This window comes from Vibrio sp. QJM3NY_39 (assembly GCF_057785895.1).
In genome coordinates this window covers 3,147,006-3,164,009 of the sequence record NZ_CM173505.1, presented here as the reverse complement: position 1 = coordinate 3,164,009, position 17,004 = coordinate 3,147,006, and the positions used below count along the sequence as shown (strand labels likewise).

General features: G+C 44.7%; 13 protein-coding genes. 9 read left to right on the top strand and 4 right to left on the bottom strand.

The window, feature by feature from the left end; translation table 11 throughout:
- Positions 1 to 57: 57 nt before the first annotated feature.
- Together AC3CHU_RS14025 and AC3CHU_RS14020 are read right to left on the bottom strand one after the other, a co-directional pair.
- On the bottom strand, positions 58 to 1,320 hold the full coding sequence (locus AC3CHU_RS14025) for an inorganic phosphate transporter (RefSeq protein WP_017077661.1): 1,263 nt from the start codon (positions 1,318 to 1,320) through the stop codon (positions 58 to 60).
- Between the two features lie 128 nt (positions 1,321 to 1,448).
- Entirely contained in the window at positions 1,449 to 2,129 is a 681-nt protein-coding gene (locus AC3CHU_RS14020) for a TIGR00153 family protein (RefSeq protein ID WP_004735960.1), read from the bottom strand.
- A 207-nt stretch (positions 2,130 to 2,336) separates the two neighbouring features.
- On the opposite strand from AC3CHU_RS14020, the gene AC3CHU_RS14015 reads away from it, so the two are divergent.
- Entirely contained in the window at positions 2,337 to 3,854 is a 1,518-nt protein-coding gene (locus tag AC3CHU_RS14015; protein WP_054547833.1) for a CYTH and CHAD domain-containing protein, read from the top strand.
- Positions 3,855 to 3,905: 51 nt separating this feature from the next.
- On the opposite strand, the gene AC3CHU_RS14010 is transcribed toward AC3CHU_RS14015, so the two are convergent.
- On the bottom strand, positions 3,906 to 4,655 hold the full coding sequence (locus AC3CHU_RS14010) for a potassium channel family protein (RefSeq protein ID WP_065207216.1): 750 nt from the start codon (positions 4,653 to 4,655) through the stop codon (positions 3,906 to 3,908).
- A gap of 97 nt (positions 4,656 to 4,752) precedes the next feature.
- Between AC3CHU_RS14010 and AC3CHU_RS14005 the strand changes: the two genes are divergently transcribed.
- The 3 genes from AC3CHU_RS14005 (at position 4,753) to hldE (ending at position 10,665) form a co-directional block, all read left to right on the top strand.
- Positions 4,753 to 6,009 carry a methyl-accepting chemotaxis protein gene (locus AC3CHU_RS14005; protein ID WP_065207217.1) on the top strand — a complete coding sequence of 419 codons (1,257 nt, stop codon included), beginning with the start codon at positions 4,753 to 4,755 and terminating at the stop codon, positions 6,007 to 6,009.
- Between the two features lie 253 nt (positions 6,010 to 6,262).
- Positions 6,263 to 9,112: a bifunctional [glutamate--ammonia ligase]-adenylyl-L-tyrosine phosphorylase/[glutamate--ammonia-ligase] adenylyltransferase gene (glnE, locus tag AC3CHU_RS14000; RefSeq protein ID WP_065207218.1), complete on the top strand. Its 2,850-nt coding sequence runs from the start codon at positions 6,263 to 6,265 to the stop codon at positions 9,110 to 9,112.
- 122 nt (positions 9,113 to 9,234) lie between these two features.
- Positions 9,235 to 10,665 carry a bifunctional D-glycero-beta-D-manno-heptose-7-phosphate kinase/D-glycero-beta-D-manno-heptose 1-phosphate adenylyltransferase HldE gene (gene hldE, locus AC3CHU_RS13995; RefSeq protein ID WP_054547829.1) on the top strand — a complete coding sequence of 477 codons (1,431 nt, stop codon included), beginning with the start codon at positions 9,235 to 9,237 and terminating at the stop codon, positions 10,663 to 10,665.
- Between the two features lie 113 nt (positions 10,666 to 10,778).
- Here hldE and tolC read toward each other — a convergent pair whose 3' ends face one another.
- Positions 10,779 to 12,089: an outer membrane channel protein TolC gene (tolC, locus tag AC3CHU_RS13990; RefSeq protein WP_065207219.1), complete on the bottom strand. Its 1,311-nt coding sequence runs from the start codon at positions 12,087 to 12,089 to the stop codon at positions 10,779 to 10,781.
- 227 nt (positions 12,090 to 12,316) lie between these two features.
- Between tolC and nudF the strand changes: the two genes are divergently transcribed.
- The 5 genes from nudF (at position 12,317) to parE (ending at position 17,003) form a co-directional block, all read left to right on the top strand.
- On the top strand, positions 12,317 to 12,946 hold the full coding sequence (gene nudF, locus AC3CHU_RS13985; protein ID WP_488524759.1) for an ADP-ribose diphosphatase: 630 nt from the start codon (positions 12,317 to 12,319) through the stop codon (positions 12,944 to 12,946).
- Between the two features lie 4 nt (positions 12,947 to 12,950).
- Entirely contained in the window at positions 12,951 to 13,391 is a 441-nt protein-coding gene (locus AC3CHU_RS13980) for a DUF1249 family protein (RefSeq protein WP_017072795.1), read from the top strand.
- 60 nt (positions 13,392 to 13,451) lie between these two features.
- Positions 13,452 to 14,276: a 3',5'-cyclic-AMP phosphodiesterase gene (cpdA, locus tag AC3CHU_RS13975; RefSeq protein ID WP_488524758.1), complete on the top strand. Its 825-nt coding sequence runs from the start codon at positions 13,452 to 13,454 to the stop codon at positions 14,274 to 14,276.
- Position 14,277: 1 nt separating this feature from the next.
- A complete protein-coding gene (yqiA, locus tag AC3CHU_RS13970; RefSeq protein ID WP_171314917.1) occupies positions 14,278 to 14,883 on the top strand; it encodes an esterase YqiA in 606 nt (201 codons plus the stop codon).
- A 239-nt stretch (positions 14,884 to 15,122) separates the two neighbouring features.
- Positions 15,123 to 17,003 (top strand): DNA topoisomerase IV subunit B, encoded by a 1,881-nt coding sequence (gene parE, locus AC3CHU_RS13965; RefSeq protein WP_017077669.1) that lies wholly within the window; start codon positions 15,123 to 15,125, stop codon positions 17,001 to 17,003.
- Position 17,004 lies beyond the last annotated feature (1 nt).

Below are 17,004 nucleotides of genomic sequence, written 5' to 3'. Positions count from 1 at the left end.
ATATCATTACCGAAGCTCACCGTTTTCTGACGCTAATATTTACTAACGCCAGGGCTATTACATAGTAAACATAGCCTGAATTGCGTAGAAGAACACAACAGCAAGTAGAGCACCTGCAGGTAGCGTTACAATCCACGAAGCAACGATGTTACGCACAACGCCTAGGTTGAGTGCTGCGATACCACGAGCAAAACCGACACCTAAAACCGCACCAACCAATGTTTGCGTGGTTGAAATCGGAAGGCCAGTACCAGAAGCCAGTACAACCGTACATGCCGTTGCTAGTTGAGCGGCAAAGCCACGGCTAGGTGTTAGTTCTGTAATACCAGTACCCACGGTTGCCATTACTTTATGACCCATGGTAGCAAGACCAACAACGATACCAATACCACCTAGTGGAAGAATCCACCATGCGATAGTGCTCTTACCTGAGATTTCACCCATGTGCTCAACCGTTGAAACAACAGCAGACAGTGGACCAATCGCATTCGCAACGTCATTTGAACCGTGTGCGAATGCCATCGCACAAGCTGTGATAACCATTAGTACGCTGAAGATACCTTCAACGCCAGCAAAGCCATGGTCTTCTTCGCGATTAGCAAATTTCTTTTGAATGTATAAGTAACCGCCAACCATGACTAGAGCAGAAACACCAGCTGCCCATAACCAGGCTTCAGTGCCGCTTAGGTGAAGGCCAACGTGCTTAAGACCTTTCTTAATTGTTACAAGTGCAATGACCATTGTCGTAATGAACATGTACACAGGCACAAAACGCTTAGCGTTAAACAACGGATTTTCTGTATCGAATATCAGTCGTTGGGCACTGACAAAAATAAGATAGGCGAAGATGCCGGAAATCAACGGTGTGACAATCCAACTACCCACAATACCTTGAACGCTGTTCCAATCTACAGCTTCTGTACCTACAGACACACAAGCAAAACCGATGATTGCACCGATGATCGAGTGAGTCGTTGATACTGGCCAGCCCATGTATGATGCTAGAAGCAACCATGTACCAGCAGCCAGTAGCGCCGACATCATGCCGTACACAAGTACATCAGGTTGATGAGCGAATAGAGACGTTTCGATAACACCTTTACGGATCGTGTCTGTTACTTCGCCGCCCGCAAGATAAGCACCTGCGAATTCAAAGATCATTGCGATAATGATCGCTTGTTTAACGGTTAGAGCTTTAGAGCCTACTGAAGTGCCCATTGCATTCGCAACGTCATTTGCACCAATACCAATAGCCATCAAGAAACCGAAAGCTGCTGCAACAATAATCAGGACAGTGCCGTAGTTAGCAAGGATATCCATCGTAATACCTAGTTGTTTGATAACAAGCGGAACAAATTTAGACGCAAAAAACCGCTCAGCGAGAGGAATACTCAGCGCATAAGTGGTTTGGTTAAAAAATGCTCTTCGTTATATAGTTAGCGTATGATTTAAGATCGAGAAAGCATTACTTCAAGACGAGCGCCTACACGCTGTGCTTGATCTGCAATACCACCAACCCATTCAAGAATTTTGTATAAGAACATGATGTCAACTGGATTCATATCGTCTTCAATCGCCATTAATTGTTGGCGTAATTCGATCTGCATCGCGTCCGTGTCATCTTCAATTACATCTAACTGATGAATCATTTCAGCAACGAGTGTTACTTCACGGCCCTTAAAGCCAGTTTCAAGTAATTCGTCTAATTCATTGATTACGTTTTGTGCTTGGTTCGCTGCATCTAGACAACGTTTAACGTAAGCGATGAAGTTTTCTTGCATTGGAGCAGGAATGACAAGTTGACGACCATATACACGGCCAGCAATGTCTTTCGCTAGGTTTGCGAGTTTGTCTTGTTGAGTTAATAGCTCCAACATATCGGTGCGATCAACTGGCATAAACAAACCACGAGGAAGTTTAAGGCGAATTTCACGTTTTAGTACGTCAGCTTCTTTCTCAAGGTGAGAAATTTGAGCTCGAATTTCTGATGCTTTCTCCCAGTCACCCTTTGAAGAAACTTCAAAAAAATTAACTAGGTGAGAACAACATTCGTTCACGCATACTACGTGACGCTGCAAAGGTTTAATTGGGGACTTTGCAAATAACCCCATAATTGTATTTACTGGCATGGTCATCCAACCTAATAAATAATAACCTTAAAACAACATACACCATATTCATGGTGAAATGTTAAGCGATGGCTACAAAGTCGCGCATGTTAACCTAATCAATGTCTCATTAAAACTGTTTTAGATCATCATAAGGGCGATATTTCTGACTTGCTGAGTTTTCAAATTGGCAATATCCTGTCCCTATCTTCACAGAAAGGTATAACTATGGAAACCGAGATAGAACTGAAGTTTTTTGTTTCTCCTGATTTTTCAGAGACTTTACGCAATAAAATTGCTGAAACTAAAGTACTTCAGCACAGTTGTCGCGAGCTAGGTAACATCTACTTTGACACCCCTGACAACTGGCTACGTAAGCACGATATTGGCTTGCGTATTCGACGTTTTGATGACGTATTTGTACAAACCGTAAAGACGGCTGGTCGTGTGGTTGCTGGCTTACATCAAAGGCCTGAATACAATGCAGAACACGATAGCAATGAACCTAAGCTAGCCCTACATCCAGAGGATATCTGGCCAGCGGATAAAGACATCGAAACGTTGCAAGCTGAGCTGACTCCTCTGTTCTCTACCAACTTCACTCGTGAGCAGTGGTTGATTGGTATGCCAGATGGCAGCCAGGTTGAGGTTGCGTTCGACCAAGGCTTCGTTGAGTCAGGCGATCTGCAAGAACCGATTTGCGAAGTCGAATTGGAACTTAAATCGGGTCAAACGGATGCTCTATTTACATTGTCTCGTCAATTCTGCGAACAAGGTGGCATGCGTTTAGGGAATCTCAGCAAAGCTGCTAAAGGTTACCGCCTTGCTCAAGGTTATCAAGGAGATGAAGTCACTCCTTTGACCTTAGTTGATACTGACAAAAGTGATACTGTTGAATCATGTTTCATTCAATCTTTAGAGCATGCTCTCGCTCATTGGCACTCTCACGAGCAGATCTTCACCGAGCGTCAATCGATTGAAGCGTTACATGAGATAAGCCATTCGCTAAGTTTTATTCGTCAAACCTTCACTATCTATGGTGACATTGTTCCAAGACGCGCGAGTGCTATTTTACGCCAAGAACTTAAGTGGCTTGAGCAAGAACTTGATTGGCTAAAAAGTTATGACCACTTCGAAGATTTGCTCGAAGATAAAGGCCACGTGCTGCGTAAGCTAGATGCACGTAAGTTCTTGGTCGCTGAGCTTAAAGAGATGCAAGAGCAACTGCCAGATCGTGAAGACCTGCTGACCTTGCTGAGTTCTGCTCGATACACCGGTTTATTATTAGATCTGAGCCGTTGGATCTTGTCTCGTGGCTGGCAACCTTTCTTAGATGAAAAAGCACGTGAGCAAATGGCTCGTGGTATCGAATGGTTTTCCGTGCAGCAACTCGATCGCACATGGGCCGATTTGATGGAAGCTTTCCCGCCAGAGCGAGTGATGACCAGCCAAGCGTATATTGATCAGCAATACCGTTTGATGCGTAATCTGTATTCTGGCGTAGGTTTCGCGAGCTTGTATGATGACGATGAACGAAACAGCTTCCGTTTGCCATGGGCCGATATGGTGCAAGGCATTGATGACTTGCTGGCACTCAAAACATTGGAGCCTTTGACTGAGAAGTTGGAAGGCGATGAGAAAGTTCAGCTAGAGCGTTGGTTGGCTCGCCAAGAAGTGTCTATTCTGCATGCGATGGAGCAGACACGACAAATCAGCGTTGAGGTTGAGCCATACTGGCAAGACTAAACTCAATACCGATATCAGTATAAGTATGAATTTGAAAATAGGGCTTCGGCCCTATTTTTTTGTTTGTTGCTCGAGCTTTTCTAGTCGCTCTAGTATTTTTTGTTGTTGCTCTATGATCTTTTCAAGATGCTTCTCTTTGTTTTCTGCTCGTTGATTCTCATGGTGAGTTGGGGAGGTGATCAGAGAAGTAATCAAGCCTGAAATCATACCAAAAACACCCACACCGCAAACAATCACCAGAGACGCCACTAATTTTCCTGAACTCGTTACTGGATAATGGTCGCCATACCCCACAGTACTGATGGTAACGAAAGCCCACCACAAAGCATCTTGGCCAGTGGTAATGTTGGCATTGGGATCTTTGTGTTCTAACAGCAGGATTGTTCCTGCTCCTATGGTTAGGAGAATAACCAGCAGCAGAATAATTGAGGCGAGTGTGGTTTCTTTGCGATTACGAAACAGCTCTCTAAAAACACGTTTACCCGAGCGGAGCACAAGAATGACACGCAGGATCTGAAAAATGCGAGCGAAACGAAGTGGTTCGATCATTGGGATACTTGCTAAGAAATCGATCCAGTGTACTTTTAGATATTCTTTCTTATTTTGTGATCTCAATAGATCAATCGTGAGCTGAAAAAGAAAAACACTACAGATTATAAAATCGAGGCCGATAAGAACTTGTTTTGATTCTTTATCAATCGGTGCAAACAATAAGCCTGAGATCACAAATAACGCTAAGAAAGAGAGAATCAGTGATAATAAGCTCATCGGCTTGGTTGTGTCTTTGATACTATTTGACATTCATACGAGGCTCAAAATAAATCGCGAACTTTGACTGACATAGCCACCTCGCGGATATAGAAGCCATCAATATATAAGAATTAATGGAGAACTGACAATGACTAAACTGTCATTCAAGCCGTGGGAAAGGATAATCTCTGACGTTCGTCTCGTTCCAAAAATGGTCATGCTGATGATATTCAGCACTATCTTGATCATTTCGAAGCAGTTATGGGACGCAAGTACGTTTTACGATTCATTGCTTGCTGTAACCAATAATGCGCAAGTTGCACAGCAGCATTATGAGACTTACCTAGTTCAAGTGGCTTGGCAAACAGCCTTGATGATCATTGTGTTTGTGGTCCTTCTATTAGCGGCGGCGCGCGTTATGCTTCGCCAAACTCAGTACCTTAATGACGCCATTAAAACCATGGCCGATAAGAATCTATCAGTGCCGATTGAAATGGACTGTAAAGATGAATACGGCGATGTGGCACGCGAACTTGAAAAAACTCGGGTCCAACTGAACGACATGATCAAAACTCAAGTGGCCTCTTCAGACGAGTTATTTGCTCTGACAGAAGTGATGACCATTAGTATGTCAGAGACCAAAGATTCGGCTCAAGAAGAGTTCGACGAGATCGATCAGCTAGCGACAGCTATGAGTGAAATGACTTCGACCGTACAAACTGTCGCTGAGCATGCACAAAGTGCGTCTTCATTGACTGAACAGGCATCAGGCCAAGCATTGACCGGTCAGAAGTTCGTTCAAGGCTCAGTTTCTAAAATGAGTGAGCTATCTTCAGATATCGCAGCATCTGCAGCAGCGGTAAACCAAGTAGAAGAACGTGTTGATTCGATTGGCAGCGTTGTGGGTACTATCCAAGGCATTTCAGAGCAAACGAATCTGTTAGCACTGAACGCAGCGATTGAAGCCGCGCGTGCAGGTGAAGCGGGACGTGGTTTTGCGGTTGTTGCCGATGAGGTTCGTAACCTTGCGCAGCGAACTCAACAAGCGACAGTCGAGATTCAAGACATGATCAGTCACCTACAAAGTAGCGCTAACTCTGCGGTAGAGTTGATGGAGAAGAGTGTTGTAGAAGCGGCTGAAGGCGTTGATCTGGTAACCAATGCTGGTTCAGAGTTGGATGGCATCGTAAGCCAAGTCAACCAAATCAATGATATGAACTTCCAAATCGCGACCGCTGCAGGCCAACAGAGCAGTGTTGCTGAAGAGATGAGTGTTAACCTAACGAATGTTCGTGAGCTTGTTGAAGCGTCTGTAGTGGTCGTTGGTGAACTGTTAGAGACTTCTCAGCTCATGGAAACCAACGCACAAGAACTGGACGGTAAGATTAAACAATTTAAGGTTTAATCATGGGGTCTTGGCCTTTACTCCTCAGAGGTACTTCTAGTATTCGATAGCTAGGAAAGACCCGATTCGATAAGTTAACCGATAAAACGCCCACATTGCTAATGTGGGCGTTTTTTATTGGCGTAACTTTGGTATAACTTATCCTTAGATATTAAAACAGGTTCTCAAAGCTCGTTGTTAAACTTGCCTGTTAAAACTATTTACTAAAGAACAGAACCAATTGTTCGGCGCGCAGCTTACACAAGGAAGAAACATGCCATTGCCTTCTCAACTCACCACGCATTCCCAGTCTACTTTTGAGCAATTATTAGAGCATCAAAGTGAAGCCATCAATGCTTGGCCAGAGCCAATGATTGAAGATCTTAAACGTGTACTCGGTTTAAGTTGTTTTGTCGCTGATTGCTTACAGCGTGATACGGTTTTATCTAACTCTCTACCTGATATGCTGGCATGTGAAGAGCGTGCTGAAGGGTATCGTCAGCGATTAGCCGAGTTACTTTCAGGTTGTGCCGATGAAATGAGTGGCCAGCGTGTGCTGCGTCAATTCCGTAATCGAGAAATGACCTACATTGCTTGGCGTGATTTTTTGGGCGAGTGGGAGCTAGAGCAGAGCTTAAGCCATCTATCGATGTTGGCAGAGGCGATGATCTTCGAGACCTATCAGTGGCAGTATGATATTTGCTGTAAAGAGTGGGGCACGCCTTGTAATGATCAGGGTGAAGCGCAGCCGATGTTGATCATCGGTATGGGCAAGTTGGGTGGCGGTGAGCTTAATTTCTCGTCTGATATCGATCTGATTTTTACCTACCCTGAGAATGGTGAAACACAAGGTGCGCGACGAAGTATCGCCAACGCCCAATTTTTCACGCGTTTAGGGCAACGGATTATCAAGGCGCTTGATCAGCAAACCTTTGATGGATTCTGTTATCGAGTAGATATGCGTCTGCGTCCATTCGGTGAGAGTGGCCCACTGGTCATGAGTTACGCTGCGCTAGAAGATTACTATCAAGAACAAGGCCGAGATTGGGAACGCTACGCGATGGTTAAGGCGCGAGTGATGGGTAGTGAAATGTACCCTGAATATCAAGAGCTTCGTCAGATGCTGCGCCCGTTTGTGTTTCGTCGTTATATCGATTTCAGTGCCATTCAATCTCTGCGTCGAATGAAGTCGATGATCAGCAGTGAAGTTCGCCGTCGTGGCCTCTCTAATAACATCAAGCTTGGTTCTGGTGGTATTCGTGAAGTTGAATTTATTGCGCAAGTTTTCCAATTGATTCGTGGCGGGCGTGAGCCTAGCTTGCGTGGTCGAGGGTTACTAGAGACGTTAAGTGCTATTGAGTCTCTCAATTTATTAGAGACCAAAGAAGTCGGTCATTTACGTGAGGCCTACCTGTTTTTACGTCGCCTTGAAAACTTATTGCAAGCGATGTCTGACAAGCAAACTCAAACCTTACCTGATGGTGAGCTTGAGCAACTGCAGCTCGCTGTTGCAATGCAATTTTCTGATTGGGATAGTTTGATTACGGCAACTCGTGTTCATATGGCGAATGTACATACTGTGTTCGAAGATCTGATTGGTGTCGATGAAGACGACGCCAATCCAATCGCGAGTCACTTTAGTGAACTGTGGGATATGGCCCATAAGCAAGACGTGATTGAGCAGGTTCTTGAGCATGACATCGCGATTGCTAACCCGCTGGAAGCGGCGAAAACCATTATCCAGTTTAAAGCGGATTTAGCGAAGAAAACCCTTGGACCACGTGGGCGAGAGGTTTTAAATCGCTTGATGCCTAAAGTGTTCCAGGCGTTGTACACCGCCAAGGATGCAGAGTTTGGTTTGTCTCGAGTGTTGCACCTTCTCCATAAAATAGTCACGCGTACCACTTACCTTGAGCTATTGGATGAACACCCAGCCGCGTTAACTCAGTTAGTTCGTTTATGTACTGCGAGCCCGATGATTTCGGAGCAGCTTGGCCGTTATCCAATTCTATTAGATGAACTTATTGACCCTCAACAACTCTATAATCCAGTACCTTTAGAGTCTTACAAGACTGAGCTGAGAGATTACCTAGCTCGAATTCCTGAAGATGATATGGAGCAACAGATGGAAGGTCTGCGTCAGTTTAAGCAGACTTGTATCTTGAGGATTGCAGCCGCGGATATTGCAGGTGCTCTGCCAGTCATGAAGGTGAGTGATCACCTGACCTATTTAGCCGAAGCGATTGTTGAGGCGGGTATTAACCAAGCTTGGTTACAAGTATCGGCCAAGTTTGGTGAGCCGACTCATGTCAAAGATCGTGAAGGCCGCGGCTTTGCGGTTGTTGGTTATGGCAAAGTTGGCGGCTGGGAGCTTGGCTATAACTCCGATCTCGATATCGTGTTCATGCACGATTGCCCGGTACACATCTATACTGACGGTAAGAAAGAGATTGATGGACGCCAGTTCTATTTAAGGTTGGCACAGCGAATTATTCATATTTTCTCAACGAGAACCGCTTCCGGTATTTTGTATGAGGTCGATACTCGTCTACGCCCTTCAGGTGCCTCTGGTCTATTGGTTAGTCCAACCGATGCATTTGACGAGTATCAGCACAATGATGCGTGGACTTGGGAGCACCAAGCTCTAACTCGCGCTCGCATGATTTACGGCGATGACTTATTGGCTTCGGCATTCAACAAAACTCGCCATGAGGTTCTGTGCTTGGCTCGTGATGAGGCAACGCTCAAAAAGTCTGTTGTGGATATGCGTGAAAAAATGCGCGGTCATTTAGGCGGTAAAAAAGCCGATCGATTCATGTTGAAACAAGATGCGGGCGGTATTACTGATATTGAGTTTTTGGCGCAATACTTAGTGCTGAGATACAGCAACGAAAAACCTAAGCTCACCCGTTGGTGTGACAATGTACGAATCTTTGAAAGCCTGTTGTCACAGGGGATTATGGACGAGCAGCAAGGCATCGCATTAACCAACGTCTATACGACGTTAAGAGATGAAATCCATCACCGTAATCTACTCAACCTTGATGCGGATGTGGCGATTGAGAAGTTTGAGATGGAAAGGGAACATGTTGTTCAAGCATGGAAGCAGTGGATGGAAGCTTAACCCTAGTTATGGCTTGTATGACACAGCCCTTATTTCGGTAAGCGTTTGCTAATTTTTCTATGGTTTAGCCTCTGTAATCAGTGTGCTAGACTCTAGCCAGATTTGATTTTTGGAGATCAATAATGAAACCAATTCTACCTGACTACAGCCAATCAGGTGTTCTTATTGTCGGTGATGTAATGCTTGATCGTTACTGGTATGGTCCAACTGGCCGTATTTCACCAGAAGCACCTGTACCCGTTGTGAAAGTAGAAAATAACGAGGAGCGCCCTGGTGGTGCTGCCAACGTAGCAATGAATATTGCTTCTCTTGGTGGTCATGCTCATGTCGTTGGTTTAACTGGTAAAGATGAACCCGCTGAGGTGTTAAAAAACACCTTAGGAGCGCTCAATGTTAAGTGCGACTTTGTTGAGTTGGACGATTACCCAACTATCACTAAACTGCGAGTAATGAGCCGCGGTCAACAGCTGATCCGTCTTGATTTTGAAGACAAATTCGAGAACACGGATCCTGAGTTAGTTCTGTCTCGCATGGAACAAGCGCTTCCCAATGTACGTTCGGTGATCCTATCTGATTACGCAAAAGGTGCCTTGGAGCATGTGCAAAGTTTTATTCAAAAAGCACGCGCAGCAAAGGTTCCGGTATTTATCGATCCGAAAGGTGCTGATTTAGAGCGATACCGTGGTGCAACTTTGCTTACGCCAAATATGGCTGAGTTCGAGCTGGTTGCAGGTAAGGTCAAATCAGAAGAAGATCTTATCGAGAAAGGCATCGCATTGATCGAGAAATACGACTTTGAAGCTTTGTTAGTGACTCGTAGCGAGCATGGTATGACGCTACTTCGTAAAGATCAGGCGCCATTCCACTTGCCGACTCAAGCGAAAGAAGTGTATGACGTGACAGGTGCGGGTGATACGGTGATCTCGGTACTCGCGGCTTCTGTTGCTGCTGGTAAGCCACTGGATGAAGCGTGTGCATTAGCGAACGCTGCTGCAGGTGTGGTAGTTGGCAAACTTGGTACATCGACGTTATCTACGATTGAATTAGCGGAAGCGATTCATGGTAGCCAAGACACTGACTACGGCGTGATCTCTGAAGCGGCACTGGTTGAAGCGGTGAAGCGTGCTCGTGCGAAAGGCGAGACAGTGGTTATGACCAATGGCTGCTTTGATATTCTGCATGCCGGCCATGTTTCTTACATGAACCACGCGGCTGAGCTGGGTGATCGTTTGATCGTTGCAGTGAATACCGATGAATCAGTCAAACGCTTGAAAGGTCCGGGTCGCCCTGTGAACCCAACTGATCGTCGTATGGCGGTATTGGCTGGCTTAGGCGCTGTTGATTGGGTGGTTCCGTTTTCTGAAGATACACCTCAACGTTTGATCTCTGAGGTTCTACCAAGCATTCTAGTGAAAGGTGGTGATTACAAACCTGAAGAGATTGCTGGTGGTGAAGAAGTGATTGCGGCTGGTGGTGAAGTGAAAGTACTTAACTTTGAAGATGGTTGCTCTACGACTGAAATCATTAAAGCGATTAAAGGTGGTCGAGGTTAGTTCTTAGTTTTTGGCGTTGAGCTTTTAGTTAGGCAGTAAATCTCGCTTTAATCGATAATAAAAATGCCGCTCATTGAGCGGCATTTTTGTAATGGTAACTGAGTAATTAAGAATTACTTACTTGCTACTTTTAGACCCGCGTTTACATCAACAATGTCTTGTTCGCTTAATGTACCAACCGCTTGACGAAGCTGAAGAACACTTAGGATGTAGTTGTAACGAGCATCTGAAAGATTTTTGTTCGCATCGTATAGACGACGAGTCGAATCTAGTACGTCAACGATAGTACGAGTACCGACATCAAAACCTGCTTCTGTTGCTTCTAGAGCAGACTGAGCAGAGACAACAGACTGTTCGTAAGCGCGTAGAGCGCCGATCGAAGCTGTGATGTTGTTATTGAATGCACGAACGTCTTTTACAACGCTACGATAAGTGGCTTCTAGATCTTCACTTGCTGCAACATAGTTGTATTCAGCCTGTTTAGTCAAAGAAGTTGTATTACCACCCGTATATAGAGGTACAACTAAGTTCAAACCTAGGTTTAGGTTATCTTGGTCGTAATTATTTGAGCTATTTGATTGATCCGCAAGAGAGTAACTACCATCTAACGTCAAGCTTGGTAGGTGACCAGAACTTGCTAGTGTGATGTTATCTTTCGCTACATCTTGAGAAATACGAGATGCTAAAAGGCTCAGGTTCTTTTGCTCTGCTTGTTCAACAAGTGCTGCTGCAGATTCAGAAGATTTGCTTGCTGAGAAACGATCAGTGTCTAGGATGCTTAGGTTAGAGTGTTCCTGACCTGTAATCTCACGTAGACCTTCGTAGTTATTAATCAGAGTGTTCTCTGCTAAAACTTCATCAGCTAAAACGCCATCGTACTGAGCTTGCGCATCATGTACATCGGTGATTGCTGAAAGACCTACTTCAAAGCGCTGCTTTGTTTGTTCTAGTTGACGAGCAACAGCGGCTTTCTCTGCACGAACAAATTCTAGGTTATCTTGAGCTCGAAGTACTTCAAAGTATGCCGTTGCTACACGTAGGATCAAAGCTTGTTGCTCTGCCGCGTACGCTGAATCAGATTGGCGAGCAGTTTTCTCTGCCGTATCTAGCGTGATCCATGAAGAGCGTTGGTAGAGCTCTTGAGAAAAGTAAATCCCAGCTCCCCATTGGTTATTGTCATTGTTTTTATCGCTTAAATCACCACGGTTGATATCGTAGTTAGCTCTTAAATCAATTTGTGGTAGCAAATCACTACGGCTTGACGTTACTGCTTCAAAAGCGGCATCGCGCTGCGCTGCGGAACGAAGAAGTTGTGGATCGTTCTGTTTTGCTTGGTCGTAAACTTCAGCTAGCGTATCAGCAAAAGCTGATGAACTCAGGCTGCCGATTGCTGCACTGATAAATAGTGGAAGCAGTTTTTTCATTTTCCTATTCCTGCCTTTAATGGAATTTTCTTCAAAAGAGTTTAACCCAGTTTGGTGGTAATTTACTCGAAACTTTGCACTTTTTTACATTTAACTATCCACTTGTGCAATATTTATTTTTTAAAACTTAACTTTAATTATAAATTTTATATAAAAAGTTGAACCTTATCCTTGGTAGTTAACTCGGACAATGAGTAAACTATAAAGATCACTTAGTGAGGTACCAAATGCAACAGTATGACAATCAACGACATGAGTTTACTCCTCAAGATGTGGAAATAGTCTCAAAAGAGACGCTGTTTCGTGGTTTTTTCAAAATGGTTAAATACACATTTAAACATAAGCTGTTTGAGGGGGGCTGGAGCCAACCAATAGAGCGCGAAATGTTTGAGCGTGGTCATGCTGCCGCTTTGTTACCTTATGATCCTATTCGTGATGAAGTGGTGATCGTTGAACAGATCCGTGTTGGGGCTTTAGAGCATGAAAACCCATGGCAATACGAAATTGTTGCAGGGATTATTGATACGGATGAATCACCACAAGATGTTGCCCGTCGTGAAGCAATGGAAGAGGCGGGAGTTGAAGTCGGATCTGTATTGCCTATCACTTCGTATTACCCTTCGTCTGGCGGTTGTTCAGAAAAGCTCGATGTCTTTGTCGGCTGTATTGATGCCACGACAGCCAAAGGGGTACACGGATTGGATTACGAAGGTGAGGATATTCGTGTGCAAGTGATGACTCGCGATGCGGCTTATCAGTTAGTAAAAGAAGGTGTGTTTGAAAATGGAGCCACGATCATTGCGCTGCAGTGGCTACAATTGAACTACCAAGAATTACAGTCAAAGTGGAACGGTTAACGTCATGCCAAATATCGCGGTCAAAAAGCCGTATCATGTTGATCTTGCTGAATTGATGCGAGTTTACGAGACTAACTATGCCAAACTTAACGCTCTGTTACCTGTTGGGCATGAGGTTGGTGATGTTCGCTGTTACCAAGCCGTTAATATGGTGTATCAATTGACAGTGAATGAGGTCACAAAATACACCACATTAATAGATATATGTCAGAGTGACGAGACACCAGTGTTTCCTTTGCCAAAAATGTCTGTCAGGCTATATCACGACGCTCGAGTTGCAGAAGTGTGCGCCAGCGGGGATTTTTCGCGTGTTAAAGCGAAATATGACTACCCCAACGCTAAGCTTATGCAAAAGGATGAGAAATTTCAGTTGAACAAATTTCTTGGAGAATGGTTAACGTTTTGTTTAAAAACGGGTATCAGCCGTTCGCCAATGCCTTTTTAATTGAGCCCATTGTAAGAACACTTTTAAAGTTTAAACAGTAACGTATCTGGATTTGTTATTTTGGAATTATCACACACTTCAAAATTTGATGAGAGCACTATTAAGCTCGTGCAGCTAACGGACACGCATTTATTTGCGCCGAGCAACGGCAGCTTATTAAGCATCAATACACAAGATAGCTTTCGTGCTGTAGTCGATGGCATAGTTAACCAAGGCTTCGACTATGAAGCGATCTTGGCGACGGGTGATATCTCTCAAGATCACAGTGCTGAGTCATACCAAAAATTTGAATCAGGCATTCAACCTTTGGAAAGGCCATGTTATTGGCTGCCAGGTAATCATGATTTCAAGCCTAATATGGGCAGTGTTTTACCATCACCACAAATACAATGTGTTGAGCATGTCTTGCTAGGCGATAACTGGCACATGGTTATGCTGGACTCGCAAGTGGTGGGTGTACCTCACGGGCGCCTTAGTGATCAACAGATTGACCTACTAGAACAAAAGCTGACTGAATTCCCTGAGCGTAACACCTTGGTTTTGCTGCACCACCACCCTTTACTGGTCGGTAGTGCGTGGCTTGATCAACATAACCTGAAAGATGCTGAGCAGTTTTGGGATGTGGTTCAACAGCACACCAATGTGAAAGCGGTACTTTGTGGTCATGTTCATCAAGATATGAATCGCAATCATCATGGTGTACAAGTCATGGCAACCCCATCGACTTGTGTTCAATTCAAACCAAACTCGAACGACTTTGCGGTTGATACTTTATCTCCTGGCTGGCGAGAGATTGAATTGCACCAAGATGGTACGGTAACTACGCAGGTTCGCCGTTTGCCTAATGGGCAGTTCTCGCCAGACTTTGATGCAGGTGGTTACTAATATGCCGGACCTTAATCAGCAAACCGCTAAGCCATCGCTGCTTCTTTATATTCACGGTTTTAACAGTTCATCACGTTCTCACAAAGCGAATGTGATGGCGGATTACTGTGTGGAGCATCGCGCTGATATTAAAGTCGTAACGCCTCAACTACCGAGCTTCCCTCAGCAAGCAGCTCTGCATTTACAGCAGCTGGTGGAGCAATATAAAGATCAATATCAGATCGCGTTAGTCGGTAGCTCGTTGGGTGGCTATCTTTCAACATGGTTAAATAGCCACTATGGTTTCAAGGCGGTGGTTGTAAATCCAGCCGTGAAGCCGTATGAGCTTCTGGCTGATTATTTAGGTGAGCAAGTAAACCCATACACAGATGAACGATATGTACTGGAAACAAAGCATATCGATGAACTGAAGGCGTTAGAGGTTCCGGCTATCGCTAAGCCGAGTGACTTCTGGTTACTTCAGCAAACGGAAGACGAAGTTCTGGATTACCGACAAGCGGTAGAGAAGTACCAAGGTGCGACACAGACAGTAGAAGAGGGCGGGGATCATAGCTTTGTTGATTTTGAACGTTACCCACAACAAATCGTCACTTTTCTAAACCTCTAATCTGTTTCATCAACAGAGTGATTTTCTCTTGTTTGCCTGTTATTTCATCTATCAATGGTGAAATATCATAGTTTGATGTCTTAGTTTTTGAACTAGCTTGACATCATTACTCAGCTTCCAGACTATATTCCCCAATACTTCGCTCGTTCGCTCTACTATGAAGGTTCATAGTAATGATTTTGCTTTAGTGAAACTAGAGCCAGCGAACAGACGCAAACTTTTTGAGTAAACTCCGTATTATGACTGAACAATATAATGCAAAAGACCTCGAGGTACTTGAAGGTCTCGATCCCGTGCGACACCGCCCGGGAATGTATACAGAGACAGAAAGACCAAACCACCTTGCCCAAGAAGTCATTGATAACTCGGTCGATGAAGCACTAGCGGGACACGCTAAGAAAATTAAAGTTGTGCTTCATGCTGACCAATCGTTAGAAGTTACCGATGATGGCCGTGGTATGCCGGTTGATATCCACCCTGAAAAAGGCATCTCGGGTGTTGAGCTGATTTTAACTAAGCTCCACTCAGGCGGTAAATTCTCAAACAACAACTATAAGTTTTCAGGTGGTTTGCACGGGGTAGGTATCTCGGTGGTAAACGCGCTGTCAAAACGTGTTGAAGTAACGGTTCGCCGTGACGGTCAGGTACATGAAATCGCCCTTGAGGGTGGTCATGCTGTAACTGACCTTACGGTTACGGGGACTTGTGGTCACCGTAATACCGGTACTACCGTGCATTTCTGGCCAGATCCAAAATACTTCGATAGCTCTAAGTTCTCTGTTTTACGCCTTATTAATAACCTGCGAGCTAAAGCCGTACTTTGCCCTGGTTTAGAAATCACCTTTATCGACAAGGTTGGCGGTGAAGAGCATAAATGGTTCTATGAAGATGGTCTAAAAGACTACCTTGCTGAAGGTGTGAAAGGTTATACCTTATTGCCTGAAGAACCTTATGTTGGCGAATTCGTTGCTGAAACGGAAATGGCGAACTGGGCGATCATTTGGCAGCCTGAAGGCGGTGATATGATCACCGAGAGTTACGTGAACTTAGTACCAACTAAGCAAGGTGGTACGCACGTAAACGGTCTTCGCCAAGGTCTGCTTGATGCGATGCGTGAGTTCTGTGAATTCCGTAACCTGTTGCCTCGTGGCGTTAAGCTAACGGGTGATGACATCTTTGACCGTTGTTCTTACGTTCTATCGGTGAAGATGCAAGATCCACAATTTGCAGGTCAAACAAAAGAGCGCTTATCTTCTCGTCAAACTGCTGCGTTTGTTTCTGGTGTAGTGAAGGATGCTTTCAGCTTGTGGCTGAATGAAAAGCCTCAGCTAGCAGAATTACTTGCAGAAGCTTGTATTGCTAACGCACATCGTCGTATGCGCGCAAGCAAAAAGGTTGTACGTAAAAAGATTGCTTCTGGTCCAGCACTGCCGGGTAAGCTAACCGACTGTTCGGTTCAAGATTTAAGCCGTACCGAAATCTTCTTCGTGGAAGGGGACTCGGCAGGTGGTTCTGCTAAACAAGCACGTGATCGTGAGTTCCAAGCGGTTATGCCACTTCGCGGTAAGATCCTAAATACGTGGGAAGTGTCAGCAGACCAAGTATTGGCTTCACAAGAAGTACATGATATTTCAGTTGCTCTAGGTATCGACCCAGATAACGATGATTTGTCGGGCTTGCGTTACGGTAAGATCTGTATCCTTGCCGATGCGGACTCGGATGGTCTTCATATCGCGACACTGCTATGTGCACTATTTACTCGCCATTTCCATGCTTTGGTTGAAGCGGGTCATATCTATGTGGCAATGCCTCCTCTGTATCGTATCGATTGCGGTAAAGAAGTGTTCTACGCACTCGATGACTCAGAGAAAGATGGTGTGCTTGAGCGACTATCGCAGAAGAAAGCCAAAATCAACGTGCAACGATTTAAAGGTCTGGGTGAAATGAACCCACTTCAGTTACGTGAAACCACTATGGATCCAAATACTCGTCGCCTTGTTCAATTAACGATTGATGACAACGACGCGACCAACGAGATGATGGACATGCTGCTTGGTAAGAAACGTGCAGATGATCGCCGTACATGGCTACAGACTAACGGTGATATGGCCGAGGTATAAT